This is a genomic window from Ruegeria sp. CDSA241 (genome assembly GCF_059611265.1).
In genome coordinates, this window is the sequence record NZ_JBXWPF010000001.1 from 255,110 (window position 1) to 275,186 (window position 20,077).

At 57.8% G+C, this 20,077-nt stretch carries 20 protein-coding genes; 9 read left to right on the forward strand and 11 right to left on the reverse strand.

Annotated features, from left to right (window positions below; all coding sequences use genetic code 11):
• Positions 1-35: 35 nt before the first annotated feature.
• From AC2FJV_RS01275 to lpdA, 6 genes are all read left to right on the forward strand, one after another.
• Complete coding sequence (locus AC2FJV_RS01275) at positions 36-734, forward strand: sulfotransferase family 2 domain-containing protein (RefSeq protein WP_496712152.1); 699 nt, start codon at positions 36-38, stop codon at positions 732-734.
• Between the two features lie 37 nt (positions 735-771).
• Positions 772-3,729 (forward strand): 2-oxoglutarate dehydrogenase E1 component, encoded by a 2,958-nt coding sequence (locus tag AC2FJV_RS01280; protein WP_496712154.1) that lies wholly within the window; start codon positions 772-774, stop codon positions 3,727-3,729.
• Positions 3,730-3,731: 2 nt separating this feature from the next.
• A complete protein-coding gene (gene odhB / locus AC2FJV_RS01285) occupies positions 3,732-5,228 on the forward strand; it encodes a 2-oxoglutarate dehydrogenase complex dihydrolipoyllysine-residue succinyltransferase (RefSeq protein WP_496712158.1) in 1,497 nt (498 codons plus the stop codon).
• A 2-nt stretch (positions 5,229-5,230) separates the two neighbouring features.
• The gene (locus tag AC2FJV_RS01290) at positions 5,231-5,500 is read left to right on the forward strand and encodes a hypothetical protein (RefSeq protein WP_142635953.1); all 270 of its coding nucleotides are present in this window, start codon (positions 5,231-5,233) and stop codon (positions 5,498-5,500) included.
• 43 nt (positions 5,501-5,543) lie between these two features.
• Positions 5,544-5,933: an MAPEG family protein gene (locus AC2FJV_RS01295; protein ID WP_142635462.1), complete on the forward strand. Its 390-nt coding sequence runs from the start codon at positions 5,544-5,546 to the stop codon at positions 5,931-5,933.
• A gap of 84 nt (positions 5,934-6,017) precedes the next feature.
• Positions 6,018-7,406, forward strand: a complete 1,389-nt coding sequence (gene lpdA, locus AC2FJV_RS01300) for a dihydrolipoyl dehydrogenase (protein ID WP_142635460.1) — start codon at positions 6,018-6,020, stop codon at positions 7,404-7,406.
• Positions 7,407-7,422: 16 nt separating this feature from the next.
• Here the strand turns inward: lpdA and AC2FJV_RS01305 are convergent, their stop codons facing one another.
• The gene (locus tag AC2FJV_RS01305; RefSeq protein WP_142635458.1) at positions 7,423-8,001 is read right to left on the reverse strand and encodes a TetR/AcrR family transcriptional regulator; all 579 of its coding nucleotides are present in this window, start codon (positions 7,999-8,001) and stop codon (positions 7,423-7,425) included.
• A gap of 99 nt (positions 8,002-8,100) precedes the next feature.
• Between AC2FJV_RS01305 and AC2FJV_RS01310 the strand changes: the two genes are divergently transcribed.
• Positions 8,101-8,694, forward strand: coding sequence for an NAD(P)H-dependent oxidoreductase (locus AC2FJV_RS01310; protein ID WP_142635456.1), 594 nt, complete (start codon positions 8,101-8,103; stop codon positions 8,692-8,694).
• Between the two features lie 102 nt (positions 8,695-8,796).
• Here the strand turns inward: AC2FJV_RS01310 and AC2FJV_RS01315 are convergent, their stop codons facing one another.
• From AC2FJV_RS01315 to AC2FJV_RS01335, 5 genes are all read right to left on the reverse strand, one after another.
• On the reverse strand, positions 8,797-9,849 hold the full coding sequence (locus AC2FJV_RS01315) for a sterol desaturase family protein (protein WP_496712161.1): 1,053 nt from the start codon (positions 9,847-9,849) through the stop codon (positions 8,797-8,799).
• Positions 9,850-9,940: 91 nt separating this feature from the next.
• Positions 9,941-10,546, reverse strand: coding sequence for a pyridoxamine 5'-phosphate oxidase family protein (locus AC2FJV_RS01320; RefSeq protein WP_496693569.1), 606 nt, complete (start codon positions 10,544-10,546; stop codon positions 9,941-9,943).
• Positions 10,533-11,273, reverse strand: a complete 741-nt coding sequence (locus tag AC2FJV_RS01325) for a lysophospholipid acyltransferase family protein (protein ID WP_496693568.1) — start codon at positions 11,271-11,273, stop codon at positions 10,533-10,535. Before AC2FJV_RS01325 ends, AC2FJV_RS01320 begins: the two co-directional genes overlap by 14 nt.
• A complete protein-coding gene (locus AC2FJV_RS01330) occupies positions 11,273-12,175 on the reverse strand; it encodes a cell division protein FtsX (RefSeq protein WP_496712163.1) in 903 nt (300 codons plus the stop codon). The genes AC2FJV_RS01325 and AC2FJV_RS01330 overlap by 1 nt, the downstream gene beginning before the upstream one ends.
• A complete protein-coding gene (locus AC2FJV_RS01335; protein ID WP_142635446.1) occupies positions 12,172-12,849 on the reverse strand; it encodes a cell division ATP-binding protein FtsE in 678 nt (225 codons plus the stop codon). Before AC2FJV_RS01335 ends, AC2FJV_RS01330 begins: the two co-directional genes overlap by 4 nt.
• Before the next feature lie 182 nt (positions 12,850-13,031).
• On the opposite strand from AC2FJV_RS01335, the gene AC2FJV_RS01340 reads away from it, so the two are divergent.
• Positions 13,032-13,766: a zinc-ribbon domain-containing protein gene (locus tag AC2FJV_RS01340; protein WP_496676603.1), complete on the forward strand. Its 735-nt coding sequence runs from the start codon at positions 13,032-13,034 to the stop codon at positions 13,764-13,766.
• On the opposite strand, the gene AC2FJV_RS01345 is transcribed toward AC2FJV_RS01340, so the two are convergent.
• From AC2FJV_RS01345 to argH, 5 genes are all read right to left on the reverse strand, one after another.
• The gene (locus AC2FJV_RS01345) at positions 13,767-16,304 is read right to left on the reverse strand and encodes a TIGR02302 family protein (protein WP_496712166.1); all 2,538 of its coding nucleotides are present in this window, start codon (positions 16,302-16,304) and stop codon (positions 13,767-13,769) included. It lies immediately after the preceding gene.
• Positions 16,305-16,341: 37 nt separating this feature from the next.
• Positions 16,342-17,607: a diaminopimelate decarboxylase gene (lysA, locus tag AC2FJV_RS01350; RefSeq protein ID WP_496693565.1), complete on the reverse strand. Its 1,266-nt coding sequence runs from the start codon at positions 17,605-17,607 to the stop codon at positions 16,342-16,344.
• 65 nt (positions 17,608-17,672) lie between these two features.
• The gene (locus tag AC2FJV_RS01355) at positions 17,673-17,828 is read right to left on the reverse strand and encodes a hypothetical protein (protein WP_185956656.1); all 156 of its coding nucleotides are present in this window, start codon (positions 17,826-17,828) and stop codon (positions 17,673-17,675) included.
• Positions 17,829-17,910: 82 nt separating this feature from the next.
• Complete coding sequence (locus AC2FJV_RS01360) at positions 17,911-18,093, reverse strand: argininosuccinate lyase (protein WP_281972558.1); 183 nt, start codon at positions 18,091-18,093, stop codon at positions 17,911-17,913.
• Positions 18,093-19,481, reverse strand: a complete 1,389-nt coding sequence (gene argH / locus AC2FJV_RS01365; RefSeq protein ID WP_496712168.1) for an argininosuccinate lyase — start codon at positions 19,479-19,481, stop codon at positions 18,093-18,095. The genes AC2FJV_RS01360 and argH overlap by 1 nt, the downstream gene beginning before the upstream one ends.
• A 21-nt stretch (positions 19,482-19,502) precedes the next feature.
• On the opposite strand from argH, the gene AC2FJV_RS01370 reads away from it, so the two are divergent.
• Complete coding sequence (locus AC2FJV_RS01370) at positions 19,503-20,069, forward strand: TlpA disulfide reductase family protein (protein ID WP_496712170.1); 567 nt, start codon at positions 19,503-19,505, stop codon at positions 20,067-20,069.
• The last annotated feature ends 8 nt before the right edge of the window (positions 20,070-20,077 follow it).

Below are 20,077 nucleotides of genomic sequence, written 5' to 3' on the forward strand. Positions count from 1 at the left end.
ACAAGCGGCCCCTGTGGCCAGAAAGGCCATCTGACATGGTTTTGGTTTGCCATGAGCACAAATTCATCTATCTCAAGACGACGAAGACCGCGGGAACCTCTACCGAGATAGCGCTTCAGCCTTTATGCGAAGAACCCGGTCTTCCGCGGCTTGAAAATGGGCAAATCCGCGTATCGAAATACGGTATTGTCGGTGCTCGTGGGAAAACTGCAGGTTTGGTCCGGCCAAAATGGCAGTTCTGGCGCAAATACGCATGGCGCAACCATATGCCTGCGAAACAGGTTCGAGCCAATCTTGGGTCAAAGACCTTTGATTCCTATACAAAGATCGCCAACGTACGAAATCCTTTCGATCGTGCTGTATCCGACTACCACTTTCGGAAACATCAGCAAGGATTGCCCTCGGAAGACCCGCAGACCGAAATTGCTCAGTTCAAAGAGTTCATCCGGTCAAAGGCCTGGGGCAATAACTGGAAGATAGTCTCGATCAACAACAAGCTGATCGTGGACAAGTTCGTCCGCAAGGAAAACCTGCAGTCAGATCTGAAAGAGATTTATCGCTCCTTTGGGCTGCCGGAAGACAGCTTTGAATTGCCGCACGAAAAGTCGATGGCCGAACGACGAAAAGGCATTCCAGTGCCCGATTATTTCGACGCAGATACGATAGACATCGTTCGACGAAGAATGACCTGGGTATTCGAGGCCGGAAACTACCCCGAAGATCCGCAAGACTAAATCCTACCAAATCCGAAATCGCATTTGAGGTCCTACAATGACCGAACATTCGCCCAACTCTGCCTTCCACGCCTCAAGCTTTATGCAGGGGCATAATGCCGAATATCTGGAGCAGCTCTACGCCCAGTATACCAAGAACCCCGGCGCGGTGGATGCCGCCTGGGCCGAGTTCTTCAAGGCCATGGGCGACGCCTCGCCTGATGTCCAGCGCGAGGCCGAGGGACCTTCGTGGGCGCGGTCCGACTGGCCGCCGATGCCGACGGATGATCTGACCGGTGCGTTGACTGGCGAATGGGCCGAGATCGACGCCAAGGCGGCGGGCAAGAAGATCAAGGAAAAAGCCGCCGACAAAGGTGTTGCCGTCAGCGAAGACCAGATTAAACGCGCAGTTTTGGACAGTCTGCGGGCGCTGATGCTGATCCGGGCCTATCGTATTCGGGGTCATCTGGCCGCCGATCTGGACCCGTTGGGCATGCGGGCTGCCAGCACGCATCCGGAATTGGACCCCAAGACTTATGGGTTTACCGATGCCGATATGGATCGCCCGATCTTTATCGACAACGTGCTGGGCCTGCAGATGGCCAGCATGCGCCAGATCGTCGAGATCGTGAAACGCACCTATTGCGGCACCTTCGCGCTGCAATACATGCATATTTCGAACCCGGAAGAGGCTGCCTGGCTGAAGGAACGGATCGAAGGCTATGGCAAGGAAATCGCGTTCACCAAAGAGGGCCGCAAGGCCATCCTGAACAAGATGGTCGAGGCCGAAGGGTTCGAAAAGTTCCTGCACGTGAAATACATGGGCACCAAGCGCTTTGGTCTGGACGGCGGCGAAGCATTGATCCCCGCGATGGAACAGATCATCAAACGCGGCGGGGCCCTAGGCCTAAGCGATATTGTCATCGGCATGCCACACCGCGGACGTCTGAACATTCTAGCGAATGTAATGGCCAAGCCATACCGCGCCATCTTTAACGAATTCCAGGGGGGCAGCTTCAAGCCTGAGGACGTGGATGGCTCGGGCGATGTAAAATACCACCTAGGCGCCTCAAGCGACCGCGAATTTGACGGCAACAGCGTACACCTGTCATTGACCGCTAACCCAAGCCACCTTGAGGCGGTGAACCCTGTTGTTCTGGGCAAGGTCCGCGCCAAGCAGGATCAGTTGAACGACACCGACCGGACCAGAGTCATGGCCATTCTACTGCATGGCGATGCGGCCTTTGCCGGTCAGGGTGTCGTTGCCGAAGGATTCGGCCTGTCCGGCCTGCGCGGTCACAGGACCGGCGGCACCATGCATATCGTGGTGAACAACCAGATCGGCTTTACAACCGCACCGCATTTCTCGCGCTCCAGCCCTTATCCCACGGATATCGCAATGATGGTTGAAGCCCCGATCTTCCACGTGAATGGCGACGACCCCGAGGCGGTGGTACACGCAGCCAAGGTTGCGACCGAGTTTCGCCAGAAGTTCCACAAGGACGTGGTTCTGGATATATTCTGCTATCGCCGGTTCGGGCATAACGAGGGCGACGAGCCCATGTTCACCAACCCGATCATGTACAAGAAGATCAAGACCCATAAGACCACGCTGTCACTATACACGGAACGGCTGGTCAAGGACGGGTTGATCCCCGAAGGCGAGATCGAAGATATGAAAGCCGCCTTCCAGGCCCATCTGAATGATGAGTTCGAAGCCGGCAAAGACTATAAGCCCAACAAGGCCGACTGGCTGGACGGGCGTTGGGCGCATCTGGATAAGAACAAAGACGAATATGTTCGCGGCGATACTGCGATTGCACCAGAAACCCTGGCCGAGGTTGGCGCATCGCTAACCCGGGCCCCCGAGGGATTTGCACTACATAAAACTGTCGGCCGCCTGCTGGACCACAAAAAGCAGATGTTCGAAACCGGCAAAGGCTTTGACTGGGCCACGGGTGAGGCGCTGGCCTTTGGGTCATTGCTGACCGAAGGCTATCCAGTTCGCCTGTCGGGACAGGACGCAACGCGCGGTACGTTCAGCCAGCGCCATTCCGGCTTTATCAATCAGGAAACTGAAGAGCGGTACTATCCACTGAACAACATCCGGGCTGGTCAATCACAATATGAGGTGATCGACTCGATGCTGTCGGAATACGCGGTTCTGGGCTTTGAATACGGCTTTTCCCTGGCTGAACCCAACGCTCTGACCCTGTGGGAGGCGCAATTCGGCGATTTCGCCAACGGTGCGCAGATCATGTTCGATCAGTTCATCAGCTCGGGCGAAAGCAAATGGCTGCGCATGTCCGGTCTGGTGACCCTGCTGCCGCACGGGTTCGAAGGGCAAGGGCCTGAACACTCGTCCTCGCGTCTGGAACGTTTTCTGCAGATGTGTGGTCAGGACAACTGGATCGTAGCCAACTGCACGACGCCTGCGAACTACTTCCACATCCTGCGCCGTCAGCTGCACAGAACCTTCCGCAAGCCGCTGATCCTGGTGACACCGAAATCGCTGTTGCGCCACAAGCTGGCGATCAGCACGGCCGAGGATTTCACCACCGGCTCCAGCTTCCACCGGGTGCTGTGGGACGACGCGCAAAAGGGTAACTCGGACACAACCCTGGTCAATGATGACAAAATCAAACGGGTCGTGATGTGTTCCGGCAAGGTCTATTTCGACCTGCTGGAAGAGCGTGACGCGCGCGGCATCGACGATGTCTATCTGATGCGGATCGAACAGTACTATCCGTTCCCCGCGCATTCGCTGATCAATGAACTGGAACGGTTCAAGGGAGCCGAAATCATCTGGTGTCAGGAAGAGCCCAAGAACCAGGGGGCGTGGTCCTTTATCGAACCCAATATCGAATGGGTCCTGACCCGGATCGGCGCCAAGAATACCCGCCCGGTCTATGTCGGCCGCGCCACCTCGGCCTCGCCTGCAACGGGTCTGGCCAGCCAACATAAAGCCCAACAAGAAGCGCTGGTGAACGAAGCGCTGAGCATTGAAGGAAAGTAATGATGTCCATTGAAGTTCGTGTTCCCACGCTGGGCGAATCCGTTACCGAAGCCACCGTTGCCACCTGGTTCAAGAAACCCGGTGATGCAGTCGCGGTCGATGAAATGCTGTGCGAGCTTGAAACCGACAAGGTCACGGTCGAGGTCCCCTCACCCGCCGCTGGCGTGATGGGTGAGGTTGTCGCCGCCGAAGGCGAAACCGTTGGTGTTGATGCCCTGCTGGCGACAATCGTCGCCGGAGAAGGTGCCGCCCCGGCCCCAGCCGCCGCACCTGCGCCTGCCGCAGCACCGGCAGCCTCGGGCGGCAGCGTTGATGTGATGGTGCCCACGCTGGGCGAATCCGTGACCGAAGCGACGGTCTCGACCTGGTTCAAACAGGTCGGCGACAGCGTCGCTCAGGACGAGATGCTGTGTGAGCTGGAAACCGACAAGGTCTCGGTCGAGGTTCCCGCCCCTGCGGCGGGTGTTCTGGCAGAAATCGTTGCCCCTGAAGGCGCAACTGTAGACGCCGCAGCCAAGCTGGCGGTGATCTCGGGTTCAGCAGCAGGGGCAGTAGCCGCTCCGGCAGCACCTGCGGCGGGCAGCAGCGATGGTGGTGGCAAAGACATAGCCAACGCGCCTTCGGCCGAAAAAGCCATGGCCCAGGCTGGCCTGTCCGCCGATCAGGTCACGGGAACCGGACGCGACGGACGTATCATGAAGGAAGATGTGGCCAAGGCAGTCGCCGCCCCGGCGGCCGCAGCGGCGGCACCTGCACCAGCGGCCCAAGCACCACGCGCACCCGTTGCCGCACAGGATGCCAGCCGCGAGGAACGCGTGCGCATGACCCGTCTGCGCCAGACCATCGCCAAGCGCCTGAAAGACAGCCAGAACACCGCCGCCATGCTGACCACCTATAACGAGGTGGACATGACAGAGGTGATGGCCCTGCGTAACCAGTACAAGGACCAGTTCGAGAAGAAGCACGGCGTCCGTCTGGGCTTTATGTCCTTCTTCACCAAGGCCTGCTGTCATGCACTGAAAGAAGTGCCCGAAGTGAATGCCGAGATTGATGGCACCGACATTGTCTATAAGAACTTTGTGCATATGGGTGTCGCCGCAGGCACGCCGACCGGTCTTGTTGTTCCGGTCATCCGTGATGCAGATTCGATGTCATTTGCCGCGATCGAAAAGGCAATCGCCGAAAAGGGCAGGCGCGCCCGTGACGGCAAGCTGAGCATGGAAGAGATGCAGGGCGGCACCTTCACCATTTCGAACGGCGGCGTCTATGGCTCGCTGATGTCCTCGCCGATTCTGAACCCGCCGCAGTCGGGTATTCTTGGTATGCACAAGATTCAGGACCGTCCGATGGCCATCAACGGTGAGGTCAAGATCCGCCCGATGATGTATCTGGCTCTGTCCTATGACCACCGGATCGTGGACGGCAAAGGTGCTGTGACCTTCCTAGTGCGCGTGAAAGAGGCACTGGAAGATCCACGCCGCTTGCTGATGGATCTATGACCATGGCAACTCATGTTCTCTGGCAGGCTGACGTTGCTGATTTTGATGTCTGGCTGAAAGTGTTTCGCGAAGACAAGCCAATGCGGGAGGCCGCGGGTATCCGCGACCTCCACATCTGGAAAGACCCCGATCAGCGTGATCATGCCGTTGCAATGTTTGAGGTGGTTGATCTTGAAAAGGCCCTGAGTTTCTTTGATTCCGAGGAATTGGCCATGCATCACGAACGTGGCGGGATCGCGCATATTCAGGTGAAGCTTCTGACGCCAGTTTAAACCGATTTATCGCATCCGTTCCTAGTGCGAGGAAACAAACTGAATGACCACGGAATTGACCGTCTTGTCGCTGGCAGCCCTTCTTTGGGTCGCTCAATTTGTCGCCTATTTGATCTCTGGCCACGGTAAGGTCGATGTGCTGCACGCGTTGGGACCTCGTGATACCCCGTTTGACAAACCTGCTGCAATGGGACGTCTGCACCGTGCACTTAGCAACCATTCCGAAGGGTTGGTTTTGTTCTCTATCGCATCTTTGGTCATTACGACCTCGGGGCAATCCAGCGCTTTTACTGCCGCCTGTAGTTGGGTCTACCTGATCGCACGCGCTTCCTATGTTCCGGCCTATGCATTTGGCTGGACACCATGGCGTACGGTGATCTGGATGATCGGGCTGCTGGCGACCACTGCAATGCTGTTGGCAGCTGTGTTTTGATTCGAGCTGCCGCATAGATTATTCAATGGGGGTGCATTGCGCGGACAAGCGCATCCGACCCCACCAAATACAAGGACCGGACAAATGGCAAACTATGACGTCATCGTAATCGGAGCAGGCCCCGGCGGCTATGTCTGCGCCATCCGCTGCGCGCAGCTGGGGTTGAAAACCGCCGTGGTCGAAGGGCGTGAGACGCTGGGCGGCACTTGCCTCAACGTGGGCTGCATTCCGTCCAAGGCGCTGTTGCATGCCAGCCATCAGCTGCACGAGGCCGAACATAACTTTGCCAAGATGGGCCTCAAGGGCAAAAGCCCTTCGGTCGATTGGAAGCAGATGCAGGCCTATAAGGACGAAGTCATTGACGGGAACACCAAGGGCATCGAATTCCTGTTCAAGAAGAACAAGATCGACTGGCTGAAAGGCTGGGGTTCAATCCCGGCCGCTGGGCAGGTCAAGGTGGGTGACGAGGTGCATGAAGCCAAGAACATCATCATCGCGTCCGGGTCCGAGCCATCCGCGCTGCCCGGTGTCGAAGTGGACGAAAAGGTTGTCGTGACCTCGACCGGTGCGTTGGCGCTGGGAAAAATCCCGAAAAAGATGGTCGTCATCGGCGCAGGTGTGATCGGGCTTGAACTAGGCTCGGTCTACAGCCGTCTGGGCGCCGAAGTGACAGTTATCGAATTCCTCAAGGAAATCACCCCGGGCATGGACCCTGAGGTTCAGAAAACCTTCCAGCGCATCCTCAAGAAACAGGGCCTGAACTTTGTCATGGGTGCTGCGGTGCAAAAGACCGAAGCCACCAAGACCAAGGCCAAGGTAACTTATAAGCTGCTGAAGGATGACAGCGAGCATGTGATTGACGCCGATACCGTCCTTGTCGCTACTGGGCGCAAACCGTTCTCGGATGGTTTGGGGCTGGACGCTTTGGGTGTTGAAATGACACCCCGCGGTCAGATCAAGGTAGGCGCCGATTGGCAGACCAACGTCCCCGGCATCTACGCCATCGGCGACGTGACCGAAGGCCCGATGCTGGCGCATAAGGCCGAAGACGAAGGCATGGCCGCTGCCGAACAGATTGCGGGCAAGCATGGGCATGTGAACTATGGCGTCATTCCGGGCGTGATCTACACCTGGCCCGAGGTCGCCAATGTCGGCGAGACCGAGGCGACGCTCAAGGAACAGGGCCGTGCCTATAAGGTCGGAAAGTTCATGTTCATGGGCAATGGCCGCGCCAAGGCGAACTTTGCCTCGGATGGTTTCGTCAAGATTCTGGCAGACAAGGAAACCGACCGCATTCTGGGCGCGCATATCATTGGCCCGGCTGCGGGTGATTTGATTCACGAGGTCTGCGTGGCGATGGAATTCGGCGCCTCGGCCGAAGATCTGGCGCTGACCTGTCACGCGCATCCGACATATTCCGAAGCGGTGCGTGAGGCGGCCCTGGCCTGCGGTGACGGGCCAATTCACAGCTAAAAAAGGACCCCGGTGACTAGGTCGCCGGGGTCAACCATGCATCGAGATAGACCCTCAACCGGTCGGTAAAACCGGTCGAGGCGTGCAAGGCGCAGAACTTAAGGGACATGGCCTGAATGGCAAAGGCCTGAACACCTTCGGCCAACAGCTCGGTCGGAATGTCCTGTCGGACATCCGCAGCGTCAAGCCACATCATCACCACACGAAAGTAGCGCTCAAAGCAATATGCGATCGGTCCGATATCGGCGATAGCCGTCGCCCCCGAATATCTTATCAACAAGTCAAAGACATACCGTTCGGATGTCATGAAGCTGTGAACCGGCTGCAGGGCGGTCATGATATCATTCACCGATTTGGGCGCTGTCCCAGCCTCGGCCTGATCGAGGCAGGCATTCAGCCGATCTGCGATCAGAAGCTCCATCAAGGCATCCTTGTCGCGAAAATGCGCGAAGAACGTCCCTTTGGCGACGCCAGCGCTCTGGACGACCTCTTCTACCCTCAGCGCCTCGTATCCGCTGTTTTCAATGAGCGCCTCGGCAGCCGCCAGAAGCCGGGCCCGAGTTTTGAGAGTTCGTTTCTGGGGTGGTTTTTGCATATGGTTTGCTCGCATGTTTTCTGACCATGGTCAAATTTTTATTGACCGCGGTCATTTTCTGATTCTATAAGTGACCATGGTCATTTTCAGGAGAGCCCCATGCAACCGAAGAAAATACTCGTCCTCGACGGACACCCCGCCGATAGCAGCCTGTCGCGGACCTTTGCTGAAACTTATGCCGACGCCGCCCGAGGCAAGGGACATGACGTACGTCTAGTCCATCTGAGTGAGATGCAGTTCGACTTTGATTTTGGCCAGGGCAATTATCACGATTTCAAACCGCTAGAACCGGTTCTTGAGCAGGTATTGCAAGATTTCGAATGGAGCGAGCATCTGGTCTTGACCACACCAATGTGGTGGGGCGGATTGCCCGCAAAACTCAAAGGTCTGATCGACCGGATGTTCATCCCCGGACGCACCTTTGACACGCGAAACACCACTAAGATTGGATTGCCCGCCCCGATGCTGAGCGGACGCACCGCGCGCGTCATTCTGACATCAGATACGCCGGGTTGGTTCATGCGCCTGATCTATCGCCAGGCCCTGATCCGCCAGGTACGCGATCAGATATTGGGATTTGTTGGCTTCAAGCCGACCCGGTTCACCTATTTTGCCGGGGCAAGTTATCCCAAACCGGGTCACGTGGACCGCTGGGTCAGCAAGATCGCCAAGATCGGAGCCGCCGCGGCTTGAGGGCGTTTGCGTCACTATGCCCAGCCGAAACCACCGCCAAGGCGTTGGCGGACACAGGCGATCAGCGGATCACGTCAGGCCGGCAACCACCTCAGATGCTCGCTATTTGACCGAATGGCGACTGGCGGCATCTGCATCGGGCGCTTGGTAAGACGATGGGCGCCGTTTCTTTTTCAGAATACGCCACGCATCTCTGAACGGCAGGAAATAGAGCTTCATGCAGGTGTCCATCTCGTGACCCTTGTCCTTCTCGGTCACGCCGAATTTCACGTCCCTGTTATCCTCGGGCATGATGTAGGTGCCGAACAACACATCCCAGAACGGAAACATGAAGGCGAAGTTTTTGTCCAGATGGTCCGGGTGGCAACTGTGATGCACGTGGTGATGCGCAGGCGAGGGAAAAACTTTCGACCACACACCCGGCCAACGCAACCAGATATGGGAATGTCGCAGATTATAGCCTCCGACATTGAACAAGAACATCAGCACCGGCACGCCCAGCAATGCCGGCATGTTCGGCTGGTACCCTAACAGTCGAAACGCAAACCCGGTTACTGCGCCGGCACCAAACCCAATCGCAACATTGTAGAGGATATTGTCTATCGGATGTTCGCGAAAATTCGACAACGGGTGCATCACCTCGGCGCTGTGATGAACTTTGTGAAATTGCCACAACAGCGGGACCTTATGCTGCAGGTAATGGGCTGCGTAGCCGATGAAATCCATAATCAGGAATAGAATGAGCATGTAGGTGAAGGTAGCCAAAGCCCCCAACCAGCCAACCAAGGGCTCTGCCCGGGGTGAGTAATTGGGGTCAAGCCCACCGCTTGCCCATTGATAGGACAAGGCGGCTGATCCGGCCAGCAGACCCAATATCAGGAAATGCCCGATCAGTTTGTGGAAAAAGAAATAGCGGATATCGAGCCATGCAGAAGGATGGTTCCAGACCTTGCGGGGAAACAGGAACCCCAGAAAGCTGCTCTCTCCGTCTACATGTGACGCGTTTCTGCGCTTCACGGCATAGATGGCGAAGGCAATCAGCAGAGAACTGCCGACATAGACATAGAAAATCCGGTTCGTGGGATCCAAAGGAGACGTAAACACATAGCGGGCGTGGTTCAGGAAAGAATCCCAAACTGAACTAAGCTGCTCCATTGACGGCTCCTGTATTCTGTATTTGCCTCACGGTTATCTACTTACTTACCCGTGTGACGATTCTTTGACCAAACCTTGATAAGTAAACAGGCTACCACATCGTTTTTGCGGCGCGTTGCCCCCAGGCCTCATCATATTGCGTGCCACCTTCCTCGCCGTCTGACGCTTCGGCCAGGATTTCACCCATTGTCGGCAATATGGCGGCTTCGTCCCCGCTGCTCCAAGTCCGCGCACGCATCAGCGCACGGGCACACTGAGTGTAGACCTCTGTAATGTCGATGACGATCACGGTGGCCGGAAGCCTGCCTTGTTTTTCGAACCGGGTTCGAAGGTCTTGGTCCGCTGTCAGTCGGGCCGACCCGTTGACGCGCACAACATTGTTCGACCCTGGGACCATGAACATCAAGGACACACGCGGATCGCGCACGATATTGCGCAAGCTGTCCAGCCGGTTGTTTCCGCGCCAGTCGGGCATCGCCAATGTCTTTGGATCCAGTTCCAGAATCACCGGACCATCATCGCCACGTGGGCTGCCATCGACCCCTTCGGGCCCAACCGTACTGAGTACGCATAGCCGCGAAGCCATGACCCATTGCCGGTACAGAGGCGTCAACCGGTGCGCTACTTTACGCAATGATGGGGCGCCCGGTGCGCTGTAATGTCCCTGGAGCGTTTCGATATCGTCAATGAACTGCATCAGGATCAAACCCCACTTCTGTCATCAAAGCGTTCGAGCGCGTCTCGATCACATCTTCCAATCGGTCCAGAAAGCGCGCACGTTCGACGCCGGGTTCGATCGGATCAAGGAAGTCGACGATCGCAAGGCCGGGTTTGCGCATCACGCCGCTTCGGGGCCAGAACACTCCGGCATTTGTTGCAACAGGTACGCAAGGGATTCCCAAGCCTTCGTACAGGACGGCAGTTCCAACCTTATACGGTTTGTGAACGCCTGGCGCGACACGGGTGCCCTGCGGATAGATCACCAACTGGCCAGGTTCTGTAAATTCCTTCGCCACATCCTGGACCATCTTGGCCACAGCGGCGCCCTTCTTGCCGCGATTGACCGGGATGCACCCTAGGCGGCTTGCGTAAAGCCCAATGACTGGCGTCCACAGCAATTCGCGCTTCATAATGAACTTGCCATGAGGAATCGCGCTAAAGATCATGATGATATCGAGGAAAGACTGGTGTTTGGCCCCGATGACCACCTCGTCCACTGGCACAGTCCCGCGAATTTCGCATCGAATACCAACCATCCAACGCGCCAGCCACATGGTTGTGCGCGCATAGGTCTTGCATGCATGCAGCGCTCCGCGCTTTGCAAACATGGCGTAAGGAGCAAACACGAGGCCAAGGACCAGCATCCACATGTAGATCACGATCATGAAGACCAGTGAGCGGATCCATTGAATTGGAGTGGCCATTACGAAAGCTCCTTCAATTTGCGGTTTGCCGCAGTCCATGTGGCTAGAAAGGCCACCGCAGCACCCAGTACCGGGATGAGGGCTGGCAACAGCCACCCTGCCCCCTGAAAACCCAGGCCCGTCAGAAAGCCGCCCTCGTCCGACGATGCCTCGGGCAGCAACAACACACCTGTCATTCCGAACAGCACACCAACCATCGCGCCAAAAAATGCGCGGTAGGTGAAGCGGCGAACAAACGCATTGGCAATAAATCGATCCCGGGCCCCGACAAGACGCAGCACCTCGATAATCTGCGCGTTGGCTGCCAGCGACGCATTGGCCGCCAATGTGATCATGGCGGCGGTCGCTCCGCCAATCAGAAGGATTGAGACCCAGCCAAGCCTCCGGAGCGAGCGGGCCGCATCAACCAAAGGTTCGCGCCAGCGCGAGTGGTCGTCCAGAATGGCTCCGGGCACCTCGGCCCCAAGACGCAGGCGCAATCCTGCTGCATCCAGACCTGGCTCACCTTCGACAATTTCGATCAACTGCGGCACGGGCAGCGTGTCCAGTGGCAAATCCGGGCCAAACCAGGGCGACAACAGCGCAATCTGCTCCTCGATGGTCAACGCCCGGGCAGAGGCGACACCGGGTGTTTGCGACAACACCGTCAGCGCGGTTTCAGTCTGGGCGGCCATCTGGTCGGCCGGGGCATTGATCCGCACCGTGGCAGCGCCGGCAAGTTCGCTTGCCCAGCGGTCTGCCACTCGCCCCGACGCCAATGACAGAGCCAGCGCGAACACCGCAAGAAAGCCCATCGCACCGGACACGAACAGTGTGAGATGTGCAGTATAGCCAGTGGGCGGAACAACTCGATCGGCACGACCATCACGTTTCAACAGGTTGCGGAAGGTTTCCATGTTCATAGATCCGCCCCCGCCAGTTGAATTTGGCGCTGCGAGATGCGCAAAACACGCGCCTGCACCTGGCTTTTCGCCGCACGGATCAGGCTAAGATCATGGGTCGCAATCAAGACTGTCTTGCCCATCTTGTTCAATTCGACCAGCAGGCGCAAAAGGCGCTGAGACATTTCCCAATCCACATTGCCCGTCGGCTCATCGGCCAGCACGACATCCGGCGACAGCATCACCGCACGGGCCAGCGCCGCACGCTGGCGTTCACCGCCTGACAGCTCTGGTGGCAGCGCGTCAAGACGCGCACCCAGCCCGACCCAGTTTAACAGATCTGACAGATCTGTTTGCTCGGCAATTTCCGCCTTACCGGATACCATCAACGGCAAAGCGACATTCTCGGCTAAAGTCATGTGATCCAGAAACCGGCAATCCTGATGCACCACACCTATCCGGCGGCGCATCAGGGCCATCTGATCGCGGTTAAGGCGGGCGATATCCTGATCGAACACGCTCAGCCTTCCCGATGTGGGCAGCAATGCGCCATAGCAGAGCTTTAACAGGGTTGTTTTGCCAGCACCGGACGGCCCGGTCAGGAAATGAAACGACCCCGGTTGAAGCTTAAGCGATACGTCGCTCAGCAATTCACCTCCACCATAGGTGTAGCTGACATGGTCCAGCTCGATCACGGGGGCCCCCAATTTTTGTGCCGCTCTTCTTGCCCCAGCGCGGTTCAGGTTTCAATGCCCGTACCGGGTCCAAATGGTGACACTTGGCCCGCGAAACCGAAAACGCGCTTTGCTGTTTGGTTCTAACGGAATATCATTCTTAAAAAAACTATTATCAGGCCAACCCCCGGCCCGGAGGCAGCATGCGTCTTACTTGTCCCAACTGCAGTGCCCAATACGAGGTGCCAGACGAGGTCATTCCAGAGGAAGGCCGCGATGTTCAGTGTTCGAATTGCGAGAAAACGTGGTTCCAAGCCAAACATCCGGCGGATCCAACCGTTGAGCAACCTGCAGATGAAACGACTGCCGAGGATAAGGCTGTTCCACCGGCGGAGCCAGAAACCGCCGACCAGACCGAGCCCGAGCCCGAAACCCCACCAAAGGATGGTGCGCCGGTCAGCAATGTGGATCCTTCGGTCGCCGATATTCTGAAGGAGGAAGCCGCACGCGAAGCCGAATTGCGGGCCCAGGAAGGCAGCAGCCTTGAAAGCCAGCCTGATCTTGCTCTTGATCCACCTTCCGAGCCGGAACCAGACCCCGAACAGGCGGTCAAGGAACTGACAGCTACAGAAACCGCTAAAGATTCCGGGCAAGGTGACACCCTGCCCGATGTCGAGACGATCAATTCCGGATTCCGCGGCGACGCCTCTGCAGATGCGCCCGAGGTATCAGCGCCTGCGCCCCGCAAATCCGGTGGCTTTCTGCGTGGGTTCGCTCTGATCTTGATACTTGGTGTGATCCTGTTCCTGATCTACGGCAATGCTCCGCAAATCAGTGAGGCTGTTCCTCAGGCGGATGCAGTTCTCAAACCTTATGTGTCTTTGGTGGATCAAGCCCGGCTTTGGCTGGATACCCAGGCTGGCGCTTCTCAGAACTGATCAGAACCGTTCAAGCAGGCGCTTGAGATATTCCAATTCAATCTCGGGACGTTCAGATTCACCGGTCCGGCGGCGAATTTCGTCCAGCAACTCGCGGGCACGGCGATAGACGTCCTCACCCTGCAGCAGGCTCTCATCGGTTGACATCGACCCGTTTGCCCCAGGGTTGCGGCCAAGTGGATCGCGGTTGTTGGCCTGCATATCGCCTTCCTGGCTGCCTTGACCTGGTTGATTCTGCTGGTTCTGGGCCAAGGCCTCACCTAACGAGCGCATCCCTTCCCGCAGCGCATCCATCGCTTCGGACTGGTTGTCGATAGCATCAGCCAGCTCGTCATTCCGCAGAGCCTGCTCAGCCTCATTCATGGCGCGGCCAGCGCGCCCAAGCGCATCACGGGCGGCTTCGCCTTCCGGGGTACCGGCACCGGGCAGGTTTTGTTGCTGGCGGCCCAGCTCATCGCGCAGGGCCTGTTGACGATCGGCCAGCGAACCCTGACCCTGCTGACCTTCATCAGCCTGGTCCGCACCCTGCCCCTGTCCGCCCTGGCCTTCGTGGCTCTGACCACGGCCCTGACCGCCATTGCGGCCCTGATTGCCCTGGTTTTCACCAGTCTGCGCACCGGGATTGAACTGCTCTTGCAGATCGCGGAAAGCCTGATCGCTCAGCCCCTGTTGATCGCGCAATGTCTCTGCCAAACCCTCCATCGCCTGTTGGCCTTCGGATTGCTGACCTTGACCCTGACCTTGCGTGACGCGCATGTTCTCCATCATCTGCTGGAATTCCTCCAGCGCCTGCTGCGCCTCGGCCATACGGCCCTGCTCCATCAGATCCTGAATTCGATCCATCATCCGTTGCAGATCATCCTGCGTCATCTGCAAGGATTCTCCGTCTTGCCCCTGCTGACCTTCTTCACCGTTCTGCTCTGCCAACCGCTGTAACTGTTGCAGGTAGTCCTGGGTGGCCTCGCGCAGCTCTTGCATCAGCTCAGCGATCTCTTCGTCGCTTGCCCCGTTCTGCATCGCCTCCGTCAGGCGCTCCTGCGCCCGGCGCATCCGCTCAAGAGCGTCGGCAAGCGTACCGTCCTCGATCAATACGGCCAGCTTCCATAGTGAGGCCGCGATTTCTTCCTGCTGCGTCGGCTTCAACCCGTATTCGGTAAATGTCTCAAGCCGCCGAAGTGTCACCCGCAGGCGTAAATAGGCCGTATCCGAGCGGAACAGGTCCTCGGGCAGATACGATACCGCCCGCAGAATCTGAGATACCCGTTTCGCGTTGTCCCGTGACCACAGCAGATCGCGCCGCTGTTCAACGATTGCAGCCGCCAGCGGATCAAAGAACCGACGCGCCGGAAGCGCTGTTGTATAGGGTTCAGACTGCCCTTGCTGATCGGCAGCATCACGCGCCATCAAAGTGATCTTTACTGGCAGATGCGCCCAGGGATGTTGTGAGAAATCCTCGATCAGATTCTCGGTGAAATCGGCCCGGTCGCCTGTAATGGGCATCGGTAACTCAACCTCGATCACCTCACGCGGTTCTGGAATCGCCATCAGACCATAGCGCCGATCAACTGCATCCAGATCCAGTTCGATCAGGGCAGAGCCTGCTATCACACCGTAATCATCTTTGGCCGCAAAGGGCAATTTCATCTGGCCGCCCGCTTCGGATCTGGCAACGTCCGACACGGTGATCTGCGGAGACGTATCTGCGATCACTTCCAACGCCCAATCGCGCCCGGAAGGCCCGTCTATCGTCATTCGGCCCGAACGTTCGACGACAAATTCCTGTTCAGGGTCGGTGACCGCTTCCGTGCCCAGCGGTGTCGAGGTTTCGGTCAAGCTGTGCGCACCGACCTCGCCGTAGAATCGCAATGTGATGCGGCTGCCTTGCGGGACCGAAAGTGCCGGGTCGGATTGATCTGCCAGATAAAGCGTTGGCAAGCCGGTATAGCGTGGCGGCTCGACCCAGCCTTCCCAACTTGGTCCCTGCCCGGCAACAGCTGCACCCGGTGTCATCTCTGTCACGGATCCTATGCGCCAAAATGAGCCGAAAAGCACAGCAATCACCAGCGCCAGCAAAGCTATGAACCGCAGAGCATAAGGGTCGCGGTCGGCCAGTCGGAGATCGGGCTTTACCGGCGCAGCCTGTGCGGCACGTTCCGCCATACGCGCCTGATGAGCCCGCCACAGGGCCACAGAATCAGCATCCATCGCGCCGATGGCCTGTTCATCCATCAGAGCCTGGATAGGACGCCCTGGCAGGGTCTCATCCATCCGGATCAACGCTTCGTTTCGTGTTGGGATACGGAACCGCCGCACGCCGTGGATCAGTGCAACCAACAGCCCAATCAACGCCGCCGACCCCGCGACCCAAACGGTTTCCACCCCGACATGGTCCTGCAGTCCGAGCATCAGCGCGGCCAACAGCGCCATGGAAATTGAGAAAAACGGCCAGAAAGACCGCCAAACCTGCTCGCTTAGCATCCCCACCTGCGTTAGCAGCAAAGACAATCTGGGGATCGGCAAGGTTTCTCTTGCGGTCAAGTCGGGCCTCCGTTCACCGGCCCGCGCGTCTATTGCGTCAGAGCCACTCGGGTATGGTATCGCGGTTTATGATTTCGTCAAAGCTCGGACGTTCACGAATTACGGCAAATTGATCTCCGTGCACCAGAACTTCGGGTATCAGGGGCCGCGTGTTGTATTCGCTGGACATGACCGCGCCATAGGCCCCTGCGCTGCGAAAGGCGACCAGATCACCAGCACCCAGTAGCGGCATCTGCCGTTGCTTGGCAAATGTATCGCCGCTTTCGCAAACCGGACCGACGATATCATAAGGTTGCTGTTCCGTGCCCGGCACGGGTTCGATCACCGGTACGATATCGTGATAGGCTTCGTACATGGCCGGGCGGATCAGGTCGTTCATGGCACCGTCGAGGATCAGGAAATCCCGGCCCTCGCCGGATTTCACATAGATCACTTTGCTGACCATCAAACCAGCATTACCGGCAATCAGGCGGCCCGGCTCTATTTCGATTTCGCATCCCAGATGACCCAGAGTGTCTTTGATCAGCGCACCGTATTCCAAAGGCAGCGGCGGCGCTTCGTTTGAGCGCGCATAAGGAATGCCCAGCCCCCCGCCCAGATCGAGGCGGCGAATATTGTGGCCCTCACTGCGCAGCGTCTCAGTCAGCTCAGCAACCTTCTGATAGGCCAGTGCAAAAGGCTCCAGCTCGGTCAGTTGCGAGCCGATATGGACGTCGATGCCAATGACCTCCAGCCCGGGCAGGCTGGCAGCCTGGGCATAGACTTCTGACGCACGGGCGATCGGAATGCCGAATTTATTCTCGGATTTTCCGGTGGCAATTTTGGCGTGGGTCTTGGCGTCCACATCCGGATTTACTCTAACGGTGATCGGAGCAACGACGCCCAAATCAAGCGCAACGGCGTTGATCACCTCCATCTCGGGTTCGGATTCCACGTTGAACTGACGAATGCCACCGGTCAGAGCAGTGCGAATTTCTTCGGCTGTTTTGCCAACGCCCGAAAACACGATCTTATCGCCGGGCACTCCGGCAGCTTTGGCCCGCAGGTATTCCCCACCCGAAACAACGTCCATCCCCGCGCCTGCCTCGGCCAGCGTCTTCAGGATCGCCTGATTGCTGGCGGCCTTCATCGCATAACATACGAGGTGGTCGGTCCCGTCCAACGCCTCATCGAACAGCTGGAAATGACGCAGCAGCGTCGCCGTCGAATAGACGTAAAAGGGTGTCCCAACCGCAGCTGCGATTTCGGAGATCGGGACATCCTCGGCGTAAAGCGCGCCGTCGCGGTAAAGAAAGTGATCCATAAAGACGCGCTTAGACCAGAATGCCCCGGCGGATCAATGGATTCTACGCAAACAGGGGTGTCGCGTCATTCAATATGCGAAACGCCGACCCGCCCATAACCGGATATCGAAATTCCAGATCCGCCGGATTGGGGTTCGGGATCGGGTCGCGGTTTATAGGATGGGTCGCAAGCCGCAAGAATGGCGAGGCCAAAGAACAGGCCTAAAATCTTCATATTCATTTCTTTTTCCAAGGTTTACGGCCAAGCGCCATTGATCGGTATGAAATGGGAACTGAGTGCTGAAACTGCAACTCGGGAAACACTACCGCCCGAGAAAAACGCTCAGGGGGCCGCGTTGCAGGCCAACGCCGCCCCCGACATAGGCGCCGCTGGTACCGACGCCGATATTGGCGCTCATCGTTGGTTGGATCGGTTCACCATCCGCACCGCATCCGGCTAGGGTTACCCCGGCCAGAATCAACAGAACCGCAGTCAGAATTCGCATTACACCAACGCCTTCCATCGCTTGACCTGAGCCCGCACCTGATCCGGTGCCGTGCCGCCGTAAGACTGGCGCGAGTTTACCGAATTTTGCACCGTAAGGACAGAAAAGACGTCATCGGTGATCTGCGCATGCACTGTTTGCATATCCGCAAGCGTCAGGTCCGGCAGATCGCAGCCCTTGCTCTCGGCCATCGCAACCAGCGATCCGGTGACGTGATGGGCATCGCGGAACGGCAGGCCCAGAACGCGCACCAGCCAGTCGGCCAGATCAGTCGCGGTCGAAAAACCCGACCCTGCAGCCGCAGCCAGGCTTTCGCGGTTGGCGGTCATATCCTTGACCATGCCTTCCATCGCTGCCAGCGCCAGCATCCAGTTATCGGCAGCGTCAAAAACCTGTTCCTTGTCTTCCTGCATGTCCTTGGAATAGGCCAGCGGCAAGCCCTTCATCACCATCATCAGCGCGGTGTTGGCGCCATAAATGCGCCCGACCTTGGCACGGATCAGTTCTGCCGCATCCGGGTTCTTCTTTTGCGGCATGATAGACGAGCCAGTCGAAAAACGGTCAGACAGGGTGACAAAGCGGAACTGGGCAGAAGACCAGATCACCAGTTCTTCGGCAAAGCGCGACAGGTGCATTGCGCAGATCGAAGCAGTTGACAGGAATTCCAGCGCAAAATCGCGGTCACTGACGGCGTCCAGCGAATTGGCAGCGGGACGGTCAAAGCCCAGCGCCTCGGCGGTCATGACCCGATCAATAGGGAACGAGGTTCCAGCCAGCGCGGCAGCCCCCAGTGGGGATTCGTTCATCCGCGCGCGGGCATCGCGGACGCGCGACAGATCACGCCCGAACATTTCGACATAAGCCATCATGTGATGACCCCAGGTCACAGGCTGGGCGGTTTGCAGATGCGTAAAGCCCGGCATGACCCAGTCCGCCCCGGCCTCTGCCTGCGCCAAAAGCGCGCGGATTAGGGCCAGCAGACCGGCATCGGCGGCATCGAACTGATCACGCACCCACAATTTGAAATCGGTCGCCACCTGATCATTGCGCGACCGGCCTGTGTGCAAACGGCCCGCAGGTTCGCCAATGATCTCTTTCAGGCGCGCCTCGACATTCATGTGGATGTCTTCCAGCGCGGTCGAGAACTGAAACGCGCCGTTCTGGATTTCTGACAATACGGTGAGCAGCCCTTCCCGAATGGCCTCAGCATCACTATCAGTTATAACGCCCGTGGCAGCCAACATGGCGGCATGGGCGCGCGAGCCTGCAATGTCCTGGGCTGCCATCCGCTGATCGAACCCGATCGAGGCATTGATTGCCTCCATGATCGCGTCTGGACCGGCGGCAAAGCGGCCGCCCCACATCTGGTTCGAAGATTGATCGGTCATGTAAGAAAACCCGGAGTTGATATGCGCCTATTTCGTCTGATCCCCCTTTATATGGCCCTTGCGCTAGGTGCAAACGCGGCTTTGGCCACAGATGCGGAAACTCTGGGTCCGCTGCGCGAAGGCACCCTGAAGCGGTTGATCCTGCACAAAGAGCCCAAACCGCACACCTTGGTCGAATTTCAGTTGGAAGATGATGGTGGCACCGCAACGCTTGCGGATTATCAGGGCAAATACGTTCTGCTGAACTTTTGGGCCACATGGTGCGCACCGTGCCGAAAGGAAATGCCTCAGATCGCCGAGTTGCAGGCGGAATTCGGGGGTGAAAAATTCGAAGTCCTGACATTGGCCACCGGGCGCAACTCACCCGCGGGGATCAAGAAGTTTTTCGAGGAAAACAACATCGAGAACCTGCCGCGCCATCAAGATCCGGGCTCGGCCGTGGCACGTGAGTTCGGTGTCATTGCCCTGCCAATCACGGTCATTCTTGACCCCGATGGCAATGAAGTCGCCCGCCTGATCGGGGATGCCGAGTGGAATTCAGACAGTGCCAAGGCGATCATTGCGGCACTGGTCGCGGAAGAAAGCTAAGGTCGTTT

Excerpts from the sequence above, each read along its gene's own strand:
- AC2FJV_RS01275 (WP_496712152.1), top strand. The coding sequence starts at position 36 with ATGGTTTTGGTTTGCCATGAGCACAAATTCATCTATCTCAAGACGACG.
- AC2FJV_RS01280 (WP_496712154.1), top strand. The coding sequence starts at position 772 with ATGACCGAACATTCGCCCAACTCTGCCTTCCACGCCTCAAGCTTTATG.
- odhB (WP_496712158.1), top strand. The coding sequence starts at position 3,732 with ATGTCCATTGAAGTTCGTGTTCCCACGCTGGGCGAATCCGTTACCGAA.
- AC2FJV_RS01290 (WP_142635953.1), top strand. The coding sequence starts at position 5,231 with ATGGCAACTCATGTTCTCTGGCAGGCTGACGTTGCTGATTTTGATGTC.
- AC2FJV_RS01295 (WP_142635462.1), top strand. The coding sequence starts at position 5,544 with ATGACCACGGAATTGACCGTCTTGTCGCTGGCAGCCCTTCTTTGGGTC.
- lpdA (WP_142635460.1), top strand. The coding sequence starts at position 6,018 with ATGGCAAACTATGACGTCATCGTAATCGGAGCAGGCCCCGGCGGCTAT.
- AC2FJV_RS01305 (WP_142635458.1), bottom strand. The coding sequence starts at position 8,001 with ATGCAAAAACCACCCCAGAAACGAACTCTCAAAACTCGGGCCCGGCTT.
- AC2FJV_RS01310 (WP_142635456.1), top strand. The coding sequence starts at position 8,101 with ATGCAACCGAAGAAAATACTCGTCCTCGACGGACACCCCGCCGATAGC.
- AC2FJV_RS01315 (WP_496712161.1), bottom strand. The coding sequence starts at position 9,849 with ATGGAGCAGCTTAGTTCAGTTTGGGATTCTTTCCTGAACCACGCCCGC.
- AC2FJV_RS01320 (WP_496693569.1), bottom strand. The coding sequence starts at position 10,546 with ATGCAGTTCATTGACGATATCGAAACGCTCCAGGGACATTACAGCGCA.
- AC2FJV_RS01325 (WP_496693568.1), bottom strand. The coding sequence starts at position 11,273 with ATGGCCACTCCAATTCAATGGATCCGCTCACTGGTCTTCATGATCGTG.
- AC2FJV_RS01330 (WP_496712163.1), bottom strand. The coding sequence starts at position 12,175 with ATGAACATGGAAACCTTCCGCAACCTGTTGAAACGTGATGGTCGTGCC.
- AC2FJV_RS01340 (WP_496676603.1), top strand. The coding sequence starts at position 13,032 with ATGCGTCTTACTTGTCCCAACTGCAGTGCCCAATACGAGGTGCCAGAC.
- lysA (WP_496693565.1), bottom strand. The coding sequence starts at position 17,607 with ATGGATCACTTTCTTTACCGCGACGGCGCGCTTTACGCCGAGGATGTC.
- AC2FJV_RS01355 (WP_185956656.1), bottom strand. The coding sequence starts at position 17,828 with ATGAATATGAAGATTTTAGGCCTGTTCTTTGGCCTCGCCATTCTTGCG.
- AC2FJV_RS01360 (WP_281972558.1), bottom strand. The coding sequence starts at position 18,093 with ATGCGAATTCTGACTGCGGTTCTGTTGATTCTGGCCGGGGTAACCCTA.
- argH (WP_496712168.1), bottom strand. The coding sequence starts at position 19,481 with ATGACCGATCAATCTTCGAACCAGATGTGGGGCGGCCGCTTTGCCGCC.
- AC2FJV_RS01370 (WP_496712170.1), top strand. The coding sequence starts at position 19,503 with ATGCGCCTATTTCGTCTGATCCCCCTTTATATGGCCCTTGCGCTAGGT.